The organism is Microcella sp., from assembly GCF_051860105.1.
Lineage (GTDB): Bacteria > Actinomycetota > Actinomycetes > Actinomycetales > Microbacteriaceae > Microcella.
The window spans coordinates 109,012-121,977 of sequence record NZ_JBHYEO010000004.1 but is presented as its reverse complement, the minus strand read 5'-3'; the positions used below and the strand labels follow the sequence as shown (position 1 = coordinate 121,977).

The window sequence follows — 12,966 nt, the reverse complement described above, 5'->3', positions numbered from 1 at the left end:
GAATAACTCCTAGTTAGTAGCCCGTGACGTCGGGCCAGTGCAGCTCGACGCCCGCTTTGGTGAGCAGGGATTGAAACTCCTCCAAGAGTTCAGAGGAGGTGCGGACCGCGCGGGGATCAACCGCGCGGTCCAAGCAGAAGGCCGCTAGCCAGCCCGCCACCTCGCCGATGTTCCACTCCACCGGATGCAGCCGGAAGGCTCCATTCGTGATGTGGGTGGTACCGACGTTTTTGCCCGCTGGGAGCAGATTCGTCATCCGGATGGGGATGAGCGCTCCGAGGGGAATCTCAAACGGCGCCGACGCGACGTCGATGTAATTGTCGCCACCCGTCGAGGGGTGGAGGTCGATGCGATACATGCCCACGCCGACCGAGTCGAAGTAGGTGGCGGGTCGACCGTGACCGCGCGCCGCCACCGAGATGTCGTTCTCGACCACTGTGTAGTCGGCCCGAATACGGCGCGACTCACGAATGTACGGCGCCTGGGCGAGACCGTCGGCTGTGCCCGTGATGTCGCCGCGCAGACGGAGGCCCGGCCATCCGGTACCCCCATCGGGCCGCGGCGCCTCGGTCTGCAGCCAATAGAACATCGAGAGGGAGAGCTGGCGTGACGCCTCGAGGTGAGTCTGGGCATCAGGATTATCGATGATCGTGCCGTCGAGGTAGTCGATCATCGGCCAGTTCACGATCACGATGTCGCTGTCGTACGCACCCGGGGTGAACAGTTTCGCGGCGGCGATGCGGCGGAAGATCCAGAGTTCGCGATCACCTTGGTTGACCCGCTGGTCGGCCGTCTGGGCGTGCGGGTCATCGTCGACGAGCGGGTTGAACGAGCGGGTCACCGTCGTGAGCGTGCGCGGGTCAGGCGCTGTGAACGACAGCATCGGAGCGCCCCAATACTCGGGCTGGTACGCGCGCCAGTAGTCGTAGTCACGGGGTTTGTCGATGACGTGATTGCCGTCGACGTGATCGATGGCGAAGCACCAGCTGATCGCCTGCTGGTTGTCGGGCTGCGCTACCTCGGGAGCACTCGGCTCACCAGTGTCGTGACGCGACTCGAACCCAGTGACGTACTCGGTGCCCGTCATCGGCAGCAAATCGCCCAGCTCGGTCGCGTCGAGCACGAAGTCGGCGGTGATGTCGTGGGTCTCGCCCGTGGCCAGCATGGTGATGGTGACCGAGGTGACCCGATCGCCATCGACAGTGGCCGAGGTGGGCCGGGCAGGACGAAGGATCGTCAGGCGGCCGGCGCCGACGAACGGCAGCAGCATCTCATCGATGACGGCAGCCGCCACGGCGGGCTCGGCGCAGAGCCTGCTGACGAGTCCGGCACCGGGGTTGAGGTCGCGGGCAAGCCGAGCGCGAGCCGTGAGCGGGTAGGCGCGGCGGTAGTAGTCGCGAATTCCTTCACGCAACCGCCGATAGGTCGCCGTGATGCCGAACTGCTCGACCCAGCTGTGCTCGTCGGGAGGCACAGCTTGGCTGGTCAGCTGCCCACCGAGCCACGCGTACTCTTCGGTGAGAGTGACCCTGCGCCCCGCCGACAGCGCGGCCAGGGCAGCGGCGACACCGCCGAGGCCTCCCCCGACGATCAGGATCTCCGTGTGTCGTGCACTCATCGCGCGACTGCTGTCAACGTTGCACCGTCGTGGATTCGGCAGGGCAGAAGGGTGCGACGCTCTTCCTCCGTCGGTTGATCGTCGTCGGAGAGCAGGCGCGCGAGCAGCTCGACGCACGCTGCACCGAGCGGGATCCGCGGCGGATCGATGCTCGTGAAGTCGGAGTGGTCGGCGTCGTACGAGGCCGCCTCTCCGAGAACCACGACGGACATGTCGTCGGGAATGCTCAGCCCGGACTCGGCGGCGAGCCGCACGAGTTCGACGGCATCCAATGCCGACTCGATGAAGAGAACCGAGGGCGCGTAGGCGGTGATCGTCTGCCACGCGCTGACCAGCTCACCATCGTGCACCGGCATCATCCGGTGGTCGACATCGTCGCGCGCCCGCAGCAGCCGGGAGAAGCCTTCCTGACGGTCGACTACGGCCTCACCGGTGCTCGGCTTGTGCAGGTAGAAGAAACGACGGTGGCCGAGAGTGAGCGCCCGGTCGACCAGCGCCGCGGTGCCGGTCGCATAGTCGATACCGACGTAGGGCACGCCCGCTGCGTCACGACGACCGACCGCAACGAACGGGAACCCGGTCTCGAGCAGGCGGTGCAGTTCGGCGCCGTCCATCTCGAGCCCAAGTAGCAGGCAGCCATCGGCCAGCTGGAGGCGGTTGTTCTCGTGAAAGAGGCGCCGACGACCCTCGACTACTGGGGCACTCGTGAACATCAGCAGATCGAAGCCCTGCTCTTCAGCCTTCGCCTCGATGCCGGTGAGCAGCGGGGCGTAGAAGTCGTGGCTGCTGCTGGGGAACGCGGGCTCGTAGGTGAAGACCCCGAGAATCTTGTTGCCCGCGCCGGCCAAGCGACGCGCAGCCGGATCGGCGACGTAGGTCGTTTCACGGATGACGTCGAGAACCCTCTGACGCGTCTCTTCGGGAATACGCACGGATGCATCAGAGGCCTTCCCGTTGAGCACCAGCGAGACGGTCGCCTGGCTCACGCCCGCGAGCTCAGCGATCTTGCGCTGCGTCATCTTGTGATGCTTCGGTGCCGCCACGGCAACTCCTTCGGTGCTGATGATGTGATAATGCGTATTAGCACTGAGATTACCACGCGCTTATGCGCATTATCAAGAGCGCAGGCCAGAAATCACCGGCCTCGTCGCGTCCCACCACAGATTCGCTATCGCCCGGTGCCCCAGAACGGTCGGATGCACGCCATCGGCCGCGACCGCGGCGGCTCCCACCTCGGCGGCGAGGGCGGTCAGAGCGCGATCGGTCTCGAGCAGCACTGCGCCGAGCTCGCGCGCGAGCGTATGCACCGCCTCGATCTTGGGGTTCAGATCATCGCGCCAGGCGCGCTGCTCGTCGGAGATCGGCAGGACGAACGGCTCGCAGAGAACGATAGCGCGCACCCCCGCCGCTCGCGCCTGGTCGATGAGCCGGGCGTAGCCCTCGACGTACTCATCGACGGAGGTGGGGTCGTCACTGTCGTAGCGCCGCCAGGTGTCGTTGATGCCCACCAGCACGGAGAGCAGATCGGGGGGCGTCGCGAGCACGTCGCGCTGCCAGCGATCGGTGAGTTCACGAACGCGATTGCCATTGATTCCCGTGTTCACCACATGATCGCCCGCAAGGTCAGGGCGCTCCGAGAGCAGTCGCACGTAGCCATCACCGAGATGCCGGTCAGGGTCGGTGCGACGCCCGCAATCGGTCACGCTGTCGCCGGTGAAGTGCAGGGTCAGTCCGGAGGCGGCGCCGGCGCTCACGCGCTCACCTGCGCGTTCGCTCCTTGTGCCGCAGCACGCACTCGCACGGTCACGAGCTGGAACGGGCGCAGGTCGAGTCGCACGGCCTGCCCCTCCAGCGCGACAGCACCGGTGGGTGCGAGAGGTCGTTCGAGAAGGTCGCACTCCGCGACCGAGTCCACCTCAATCAGTGCGGTGAGACGCGCGCGGGCCCGGATGCCGTGGGCCTCATAGAGGCGCACGATGAGGTCTGCGCTGCCGTCATCGGCGAGCTTGATCGCCTCGACGACGACTGCGTCATGGTCGATCGTGACGATCGGCGGAGCACCGACCCGACCCCGGCGATGCCGCAGGGGAACGTTGAGGCGGTAACCCTCGTGCACAGCATCCGGAATCGAGGCGCCTACCCGGAGTGCGACCCGCATGCGGTGCTGACCCTGATCGGCCTCTGGGTCGGGAAACAACGGAGCCCGCAACAAGGAGAGTCGCACCGTCGTCGTCGGCCGATCACCGTGCCGGGTGCGCGTGATGTCGTGACCGTAAGTCGCGTCGTTGGCGATCGCGACGCCGAAGTCGGGCTCCCCCACGTGCACCCAGCGGTGGGCGACCGTCTCGAAGCGCGCGGAGTCCCACGAGGTGTTGACATGCGTCGGGCGGTGCACGTGACCGAACTGGATCTCACTCGCGGCACGGTCGCTGACGAGATCGACCGGAAACGCCAGCTTGAGCAGCTTCTGCCTCTCGTGCCAGTCAACCGTCGTCTCGATATCGATCGTGGGAGAAGATGCGTCGAGGCTCACTACCTGTTCGAGGTGCGACTGCCCGAAGGTTCGCACGATGCGAACCTCGGCGCGATCCGCATCGGCACGGATGATCTCGATGGTGTCGACGGAGGTCAGCACCTCGATCGAGCGTCGGTAGTGCTCGCTGATGTCCCACGCGTCCCACGTGTCGGGTGTATCGCGGCACAGCTGCAGCTCGTTGACCGCCGCACCGGGGGGCACGACCTCGCGGTCGCTGGTGAGATCGCGCACCGAGAGGATGCGCCCCGCTGCGTCGATGACCAGGCACACCCAGGCGTTCGTGAGAGTGATCGAACCGTCGTGTCGCTCCACCACGACAGGCCGCTGGGGGGTTGCCTCGCCGGCGACGACCGCTCCGAGGGCGGGTGCGCCCGCGAGGGCATACGGCCCGGCATTGACGACGATCGGAAGCTCTCCACTGCCCAGGATGACCCCGAGCGCGTCGTCGATGATTCGTTCCAGTTCGGCAGCCACGGCGGCATAGGTCGCCTCGGCCTCATGATGCACCCATGCGATCGACGACCCGGGAAGGATGTCGTGGAATTGCAGGGTGAGCACCGACTGCCACGCCGCGCGCAGACGATCGGCCGGGTACGGGGCACCGGCCACCAGGGTGGCGTGCGTGGCCCACAGCTCGGCTTCGCGCAGCAGATGCTCGCTACGCCGATTGCCGCGTTTCGTGCGCGCCTGCGAGGTGTAGGTGCCGCGGTGCAGCTCGAGGTACATCTCGCCCGCCCACACCGGCGCTTCCGGATACTCGGCGAGGGCGGCCCGATAGAACGCGTCGGGCGTCGACATCGTCACCGTGGGCGAACCCTCCAGCGAAGCCGTGCGGCGCGCTGCGGCGACCATCTCGCGGGTCGGCCCTCCCCCACCGTTGCCGTAGCCGAACGGCACGAGCGAGGTGTTCGCGTGGCCCTTCTCCGAGAACTCGCGCTCTGCCCGTGCCAGATCTTTCGCCGAGAGGTCAGAGTTGTAGGTCGCCACGGGCGGAAAGTGTGTGAAGAGGCGAGTACCGTCAATGCCCTCCCACCAGAACGTGTCGTGCGGCATTCGATTGGTCTCGTTCCAGGTCATCTTCTGGGTCAGCAACCACTCGCTCCCGGCGGCAACCACGATCTGCGGCAGTGCGGCGCTATAGCCGAACGAGTCGGGAAGCCACGCGTCAGTGGGCTCGATACCGAACTCCTCCAGGAAGAACCGTTTGCCCTCGATGAACTGCCGGGCGAGCGCCTCCCCTCCGGGCATGTTGGTGTCGGACTCGACCCACATTCCGCCGGTGGGCACGAAACGCCCCGACGCCACATAGCCGCGCAACCGCTCGAAGAGCGCGGGCTGCGATTGCTTCAACCACGCATACTGCTGCGCGGATGAGGCGGCGAAGGTAACCGTGTCATCCTCATCCATCAGCGCCATCACGTTCGAGAACGTTCGCGCGACCTTGCGCACGGTCTCGCGCACCGGCCAGAGCCATGCTGAGTCGATGTGGGCGTGACCGACAGCGTGCACGCGGTGCGCGCTGGCCTGGGCCGGCTGGCTCAGCACGGGAGCGAGCACCGAGCGGCCCGCAACCGCCGTCGAGCGCACGTCGTGCGGGTCGATCGCGTCGATCGCGGCGTCGAGGGCGTGCAGGATCTCGGCACGACGTGGTGAGTGAGCATCCAGCACCTGATGAAGGCCGTACAGCGCCTCGACGTCGGCGATGAGCTCGGCGACGACCTCGTCACGGCGGGCCAGAACGACGTCGCCGAGCCGGTAGATCGGTGCCGTGCCCGCCGTCGCCTTGTCGCCGAGAGGGTTGGGCTCGAACTTGTACCCCTGCCAGAGGTCAGGGTTGCCGGCGGCCTCGATGTAGAGCTCGACGGTCTGCCCCGCCGCCGCGGTCAGCGGCACGTGCTGATTGAGCGGCTCGAGCGCCTTGATGATCACCCCGTCGGCGTCGTAGGCCTGGCCCTCGGCCTGAAAACCGGGCATCCGAGTGGTGTATCCCAGGTCTACGAGCAGTTCAGTCGACGCGTTGTCGTCGACCCAGTGCTGCGGAACCGTGCCCGAGACGCGCAACCAGACGGTGCCCCACGGCCGCCCCCAGGCGTCGCCGGCCGCGATGGGCCGGTACTGCTGAACGCGGGCGACAGCAAACGGCACCGGCTCGTCCTCGACCTCCCACGCCTCGAGGCCGACCGCCGCCGTCTCGCGGTAGAGCGCCGGGCGCAGGCGCTCGACGAGAAAGCGCTCGACACGCGTCTGAATCAGGTGAGTCGTATCGTGCACGGTGCTGCTGCCCCTCGGTTCTGAGCCCGCCCGTCGCGAGCGGCTGAGCCACACCGCACACGGGCATCTGCGTCGACGAGAGTGCTAATACGTATTAGCGCTCGGGAACGAGTATAGGTCGCGCGCCCCGGATGCTGTCAAGCCATGCACCCGGTGACGGATGGCAGACTGACCGTGATGGATGACGACGACCCGATCGAGCTGCGCGGGGCGGTCGACGACGACGCCGGCCTTCCGGCGTGGGAGCGCCGCCGCCGCGTCATGCGCTGGGTCGCGCTCATCGCGCTGATCGGGATGCTGCTGCCGACCGCCGTCGGAACCTACTCGATCGCCCGCACCACCGCCGAGCAGTCGTGCCGGCTCGCCGTCGACTTCTACGCCAACGAGCGCACCCCCTCGCGCGTCGCGTTCGAGCTGCTGTCGCCCGAGGCGATGGGGTGGACGTGCTACGCCGTCACCCCGAGCGGCGACGTGCTCGTCGCGCTGCTCGGCCTGATCCCGGGGGCTCCGCGCCTCGTGCCGCGCACGCTGAGTTGACGCGCGGCACCGCGCGAGCATCCCGAAACGGGCGCACGGTTGGCAGGCCGCGGGTTCTCCTGCCACACTGGAGGGGTTCCGCGCCTGCGAACGGCGCCCCGAGGCTCTCTCGAGGCGGCGTGACCCGTCGAGGAGCGGTGGTTGCCTTCATCGCTTCCGGTCACCTCAGTCGCACTGATTCGCGCGGGACCGATGCCGCTGCGCGGTCGTTCGGCATACCCGGGCGGGCGCATCCGCATCGTCGACGAACAGTGAGGAACCCCATCATGATCAGCATCGATCGCACCCGTCTTGCCGAGCTCACCGAGCGCGAGCAGAACGCCTTCATCGCCGCCCGCCCGAAGTCGGCCGCCGCCTATGCGCGCGCCGAGCACCTCTTCGGCCGCGTGCCGATGACGTGGATGAACAAGAAGTCGGGCGCCTTCCCGATCTACCTCGACCGCGCCCACGGCAACCGGGTGTGGGACATCGACGGGCACGAGTACATCGACTTCGCCCTCGGCGACACCGGCTCGATGGCCGGGCACTCGAACCCCGCCGTCGTCGAGGCGATCACCCGCCGCGCCGGCGAGCTCGGCGGCCTCGTGACTATGCTGCCGACGGAAGACGCCGAGTGGGTGGGCGCCGAGCTATCGCGCCGCTTCACAATGGACCGCTGGAGCTTCTCCTTGACGGCGACGGATGCGAACCGCTGGGCGATTCGCCTCGTGCGCGCGATCACCGGAAAGCCGAAGATCGTCTTCCACTCGTACTGCTACCACGGATCGGTCGACGAGTCGCTCGTCGTCGTCGGGCCCGACGGCGAGAGCATGTCGCGCCCCGGAAACGTCGGCGCGCCCGTCGACGTGACCCAGACGTCGCGCGCCGCCGAGTACAACGACCTGCCCGGCCTCGAGCGCGCGCTCGCGCACGGTGATGTCGCCGCGGTGCTCATCGAGCCGGCCCTCACCAACATCGGCATCGTGCTGCCCGAGCCCGGGTACCTCGAGGGTGTTCGTGCGCTCACGCGGCAGTACGACGCACTGCTCATCATCGACGAGACGCACACGTTCTCGGCCGGGCCCGGCGGCATGACGACGGCCTACAACCTCGAGCCCGACCTCGTCGTCATCGGCAAGTCGATCGGCGGGGGCATCCCGACCGGCGCCTACGGGCTGTCGGCCGAGTTCGCCGAGCGTGCGCTCGCCCGCACCGACCTCGACCTCGTCGACATGGGCGGCGTCGGCGGCACCCTGGCCGGCAACCCGCTCTCGGTCGCCGCCATGCGCGCGACGCTCGAGCACGTGCTCACCGACGAGGCCTTCGCGCACATGATCGACACGGCCACGTACTTCACCGACGGCGTCAACGAGCTCTTCGACCGCTACGACCTGCCGTGGGCGATCAACCAGCTCGGCGCGCGGGCCGAGTACCGCTTCGCCCGGCCGTACCCCATCAACGGCACGCTCGCGGCCGAGGCGGCCGACGGCGAGCTCGAAGACTTCCTGCACCTGTTCCTGGTGAACCGCGGCATCATGCTCACGCCGTTCCACAACATGGCGCTCATGGCGCCCATGACGACGCGCGCCGACGTGGATGCCCACCACGAGGTCTTCGAGGCCGCGATCCGCGACCTGCTTGACGTCTAGGCCCGCGCGGCCCACTCGACGCGGTGACCGCGTTCGTGGGCGATGACGCCGAACGTTCAGGCTCATCGCCCACGAACGGCGTCACGGCGTGGGGGTCAGGCGGCGCCGTCGAACAGAGCGCCGCTTAAGCGGCGCCGTCGAACATCGAGGTGACCGACCCGTCGTCGAACACCTCGTGGATGGCGCGCGCGATGAGCGGGGCGATCGGCAGCACCGTCAGGCGGTCCCAGCGCTTCTCGTCGGGGATCGGCAGCGTGTCGGTCACGACGACGCGGTCGACCGACTCGTGCTGCAGAATCTCGAAGGCCGGGTCGCTGAATACCGCGTGCGTCGCGGCGACGACGACCCCCGTCGCGCCCGCCTTCTTGAGCGCCTCGGCGGCCTTCACGATCGTTCGGCCGGTGTCGATCATGTCGTCGACGAGCAGGCACACGCGGCCCTCGACCTCGCCGACGATCTCGTGCACCGAGACCTGGTTGGGCACGAGCGGGTCGCGGCGCTTGTGGATGATCGCGAGGGGGGCGCCGAGCTTGTCGCTCCAAATGTCGGCGACGCGCACGCGGCCCATGTCGGGCGAGACGACTGTGAGGGTCGCGGGGTCGAGCTGCGAGCGGAAGTGCTCGAGCAGCACGGGCATCGCGAACAGGTGGTCGACGGGCCCGTCGAAGAACCCCTGGATCTGTGCGGCGTGCAGGTCGACGCTCATGATGCGGTCGGCACCGGCGGCCTTGAACAGGTCGGCGACGAGCCGGGCCGAGATCGGCTCGCGGCCGCGCCCCTTCTTGTCTTGCCGCGCGTAGGGGTAGAAGGGTGCGACGACGGTGATGCGCTTGGCCGAGGCGCGCTTGAGGGCGTCGACCATGATGAGCTGCTCCATGAGCCACTCGTTGATGGGCGCCGCGTGCGACTGGATCACGAAGGCGTCGCAGCCGCGCACGCTCTCGTCGTAGCGCGCGTAGATCTCGCCGTTGGCGAAGGTGCGGGCGTCGGTGTGCACGACGTCGGTCTGCAGATACTCGGCGACGTCGTGCGCGAGGGCGGGGTGCGCCCGGCCCGACACGATGACGAGGCGCTTCTGGCCGGTGATCTTGATGCTGGCCACGGGGTTCCCGCCTTCTGCCGCCGAGGCGACGATCGTGTGCTGGTCGCTTACGCCGGGCCGTCAGCGGCGCCCTCGGCGCCGCCATCCGTCTCGCTCTCGGGGGTGGATGCGGCCGCTGCCGCCTCGGCCGACGCTGTTCCCGGCCGGTTCGCCGCCACCCACCGATCGAGGTTTCGCTGGGGTGCCACGTTCACGGCCAGGGCGCCGGCCGGAACATCCTTACGGACGACCGTTCCTGCTCCCGTGTACGCTCCGTCTCCGATTCTAACGGGGGCGACGAACACGTTGTGCGAGCCTGTTCGCGCGTGCGAACCCACCTCGGTGCGGTGCTTGTTCACGCCGTCGTAGTTGGCCGTGATCGTGCCGGCGCCGATGTTCGTGCCCTCGCCCACGGTCGTGTCACCGATGTACGACAGGTGCGGCACCTTGGCGCCGCGGCCGAGCGTGGAGTTCTTCGTCTCGACGAAGGTGCCGACCTTGCCCTTCTCGCCGATCACGGTGCCGGGGCGCAGGTAGGCGAAGGGGCCGACGGATGCGCCCGCGCCGATCACGGCGAGCGTGCCGTCGGTGCGGCTCACGCGCGCCTCCGGCCCGACCTCGCAGTCGGTGAGGGTCGTGTCGGGGCCGACGACGGCGCCGCGCGCGATCGCCGTTGCACCCTTGAGCTGGGTGCCCGGCAGCACCTCGACGTCTTCCTCGAGCGTGACGGTGCGGTCGATCCAGACACTCGCGGGGTCGCTGATGGTGACACCGGCGAGCTGCCAGCCGCGCACGATCATCGCGTTGAGACGCAGCGCCGCATCGGCGAGCTGCACGCGGTCGTTCACGCCCGAGACGAGCCAGCTCTGGCCGGCGGGCAGCGCCTCGACGGCGTGGCCGTCGCCGCGCAGCAGGCCGATGACGTCGGTCAGGTACTTCTCTTGCGCCGCGTTATCGGTCGACACGAGCGCGAGCTTCTGCTGCAGCGGGGCGAGGCTGAACACGTACGTGCCCGAGTTGACCTCGGTGAGGGCGCGCTCGTCATCGGAGGCGTCTTTCTGCTCGACGATGCGGTCGAGCGCGCCATCACTGCCGCGCACGATGCGGCCGTACCCGGTGGCGTCGTCGAGCACCGCGCTCAGCACGGTCGCCGCCGCCGCGCGGCTGCGATGCTGCGCGAGTAACTCGGCGAGCGTGCCCGCATCGAGCAGCGGCACATCGCCCGAGACCACGAGCACGTCGCCGTCGAAGTCGGCGGGCAGTGCGGCGAGCGCCGCTTCGACCGCCCGGCCGGTGCCGGGAATGTCGTCTTGGTCGGCGATGATCGCGCGAGCATCCAGCGCCGCGATGGCCTCGGCGACGCGGTCGCGCTCGTGACGCACCACGGCGACGACGTGCGCCGGGTCGAGCGCGCGGGCCGTCGCCAGCACGTGGCCGATGAGCGGCACCCCCGCGAGCAGGTGCAGCACCTTGGGCGTCTGCGACTTCATGCGGGTGCCCTGCCCAGCGGCGAGCACGACAACGGCGAGATGCGTGTCGGTCATGCGCCTATTCTGTCAGCGCGCGGCACCGGCCGGTTCGGCGCGAGCGTTCAGCACTCGACGTAGTTGACGGCGAGACCGCCCTCGCTCGTCTCCTTGTACTTGCGCGACATGTCATCGCCCGTCTGGCGCATCGTCTGCACGACGGTGTCGAAGCTGATGAGGTGCGTGCCGTCGCCGTGCATCGCCATGCGCGCGGCCGCCACCGCCTTGCCCGCGCCGATCGCGTTGCGCTCGATACACGGCAGCTGCACGAGACCCGCGACGGGGTCGCACGTGAGGCCGAGCGAGTGCTCCATGGCGATCTCGGCGGCGTTCTCGATCTGCTCGTTGGTTCCGCCGAGCAGGTGCACGAAGCCCGCGGCCGCCATGGATGCGGCGGAGCCGACCTCACCCTGGCACCCGGCCTCGGCGCCCGAGATGCTCGCGTTCGACTTGATGAGCCCACCCATGACGGCCGCGACGAGCAGGAACTCCTCGCCCGCGCGGTCGCGGTCGGCGACGTGGATGACGTCGAGCGCGTGCCGCATCACGGCCGGGATGATGCCCGCGGCCCCGTTCGTCGGCGCCGTCACGACCCGACCGCCCGCGGCGTTCTCCTCGTTCACGGCGATCGCGTAGGCCTGCAGCCACTCGAGCGAGCAGTCGCGCTCGGCCGCGGCATCGAGCGCCCTCAGGTTGTCGGCCATCGCCGCCGCCCGGCGCGGAACCTTCAGGCCCCCCGGCAAGATTCCCGTGGTCGACAGCCCCACATCGATGCAGTCGTCCATCGCGCGCGCGATCGTGCGCAGCGCCGCGCTCGTCGCCGCCTCACCGCGCACGGCGGCCTCGTTGGCGCGCGCGAGCTGGGCGATCGTGAGCCCGTGCTCGCGGCACAGGCGCAGCAGCTCGTCGGCCGTGTCGAAGCGGTAGGGCACGGTCGTCGTCTCGAGCGCGTCGCCCTCGTCGCCGTCGCGCTCGACGAAGCCGCCGCCGACCGAGTAGTAGGTCTCCTCGGCGAGCACCGCACCGGTCGCGTCGCGCGCCGTCAGCGTCAGAGCGTTGGGATGCCGCGGCTTGAGCTCGCGCGGAGCGAAGCGAAGCCACGCGGCCTCGGGCGTGGCCGGCTGGCTCGGGCCCGTCGCGTGCACCGCGCCGGGCACCGCCGCGACCGTGGGCGTGATGGTGATGAGGTGCGTGCCGCCGAGGCGCAGCATCCCACGATCGGCGTCGGCGACCACGCGCTCGACGTCGTCGCGCGTGACTGTCTCGACCGCCAGGCCGCTCAGGCCGGCGAGCACCGCGCCGGGGGTTCCGTGACCGACCCCGGTCGAGCCGAGCGAGCCGAACAGCACGCACTCGACGCTCGCCACCCGCTCGAGCCGGCCCGCGAGCCCGTCGGCAAACGCGCGCGCGGCCCGCAGGGGGCCGACGGTGTGCGAGCTCGACGGCCCGATGCCGACCTTGAACAGGTCGAGGGCCGAGATGAAGGCGCGCTCGGCGAGCGGGGTGGCGAGGGCGACGGGGATGCTCACACGGGCTCCTTGGCACGGGCCGACCGGCGCTGCCACGGGTGGGGCAGCTGCACGACCGGGGGTGGGTCGACGGCGCGGCGCAGCCCGTGGTGCGGGCGCCGTCGAACCGCTGCGCCCATTCTGGCGCAGGTCGTTCGCGGCCGCACGATTCGCGGGGTGCGCGTTGGCGCGCTCGCTCTGCCGAGCGGTGAGTCTCCCTCTGTTGCCGTTCAGCTGACGAGATGACCCTCGTGAGCACCC

General features: G+C 69.1%; 9 protein-coding genes. 2 read left to right on the top strand and 7 right to left on the bottom strand.

Translation table 11 applies throughout. From position 1 onward, the window contains the following. Positions 1–13: 13 nt before the first annotated feature. From ACTIE9_RS03630 to ACTIE9_RS03615, 4 genes are all read right to left on the bottom strand, one after another. On the bottom strand, positions 14–1,618 hold the full coding sequence (locus tag ACTIE9_RS03630; protein WP_439564213.1) for an FAD-dependent oxidoreductase: 1,605 nt from the start codon (positions 1,616–1,618) through the stop codon (positions 14–16). After that, positions 1,615–2,637 carry a LacI family DNA-binding transcriptional regulator gene (locus ACTIE9_RS03625; RefSeq protein WP_439564212.1) on the bottom strand — a complete coding sequence of 341 codons (1,023 nt, stop codon included), beginning with the start codon at positions 2,635–2,637 and terminating at the stop codon, positions 1,615–1,617. The genes ACTIE9_RS03630 and ACTIE9_RS03625 overlap by 4 nt, the downstream gene beginning before the upstream one ends. 96 nt (positions 2,638–2,733) lie before the next feature. Further along, positions 2,734–3,372: an SGNH/GDSL hydrolase family protein gene (locus tag ACTIE9_RS03620; RefSeq protein WP_439564211.1), complete on the bottom strand. Its 639-nt coding sequence runs from the start codon at positions 3,370–3,372 to the stop codon at positions 2,734–2,736. Beyond that, positions 3,369–6,425 carry an alpha-mannosidase gene (locus tag ACTIE9_RS03615; RefSeq protein ID WP_439564210.1) on the bottom strand — a complete coding sequence of 1,019 codons (3,057 nt, stop codon included), beginning with the start codon at positions 6,423–6,425 and terminating at the stop codon, positions 3,369–3,371. The genes ACTIE9_RS03620 and ACTIE9_RS03615 overlap by 4 nt, the downstream gene beginning before the upstream one ends. Positions 6,426–6,602: 177 nt before the next feature. Between ACTIE9_RS03615 and ACTIE9_RS03610 the strand changes: the two genes are divergently transcribed. Both ACTIE9_RS03610 and ACTIE9_RS03605 read left to right on the top strand, forming a co-directional pair. Further along, entirely contained in the window at positions 6,603–6,962 is a 360-nt protein-coding gene (locus ACTIE9_RS03610) for a hypothetical protein (protein WP_439564209.1), read from the top strand. 266 nt (positions 6,963–7,228) lie between these two features. Next, positions 7,229–8,590, top strand: a complete 1,362-nt coding sequence (locus tag ACTIE9_RS03605; protein ID WP_439564208.1) for a transaminase — start codon at positions 7,229–7,231, stop codon at positions 8,588–8,590. Positions 8,591–8,714: 124 nt separating this feature from the next. Here ACTIE9_RS03605 and ACTIE9_RS03600 read toward each other — a convergent pair whose 3' ends face one another. The 3 genes from ACTIE9_RS03600 to ACTIE9_RS03590 are packed head-to-tail and all read right to left on the bottom strand — an operon-like array spanning position 8,715 to position 12,726. Continuing rightward, complete coding sequence (locus ACTIE9_RS03600) at positions 8,715–9,692, bottom strand: ribose-phosphate diphosphokinase (RefSeq protein ID WP_439564207.1); 978 nt, start codon at positions 9,690–9,692, stop codon at positions 8,715–8,717. A 47-nt stretch (positions 9,693–9,739) separates the two neighbouring features. Continuing rightward, positions 9,740–11,215: a bifunctional UDP-N-acetylglucosamine diphosphorylase/glucosamine-1-phosphate N-acetyltransferase GlmU gene (gene glmU / locus ACTIE9_RS03595; RefSeq protein ID WP_439564206.1), complete on the bottom strand. Its 1,476-nt coding sequence runs from the start codon at positions 11,213–11,215 to the stop codon at positions 9,740–9,742. A 47-nt stretch (positions 11,216–11,262) separates the two neighbouring features. After that, positions 11,263–12,726, bottom strand: coding sequence for an L-serine ammonia-lyase (locus ACTIE9_RS03590; protein ID WP_439564205.1), 1,464 nt, complete (start codon positions 12,724–12,726; stop codon positions 11,263–11,265). Positions 12,727–12,966 lie beyond the last annotated feature (240 nt).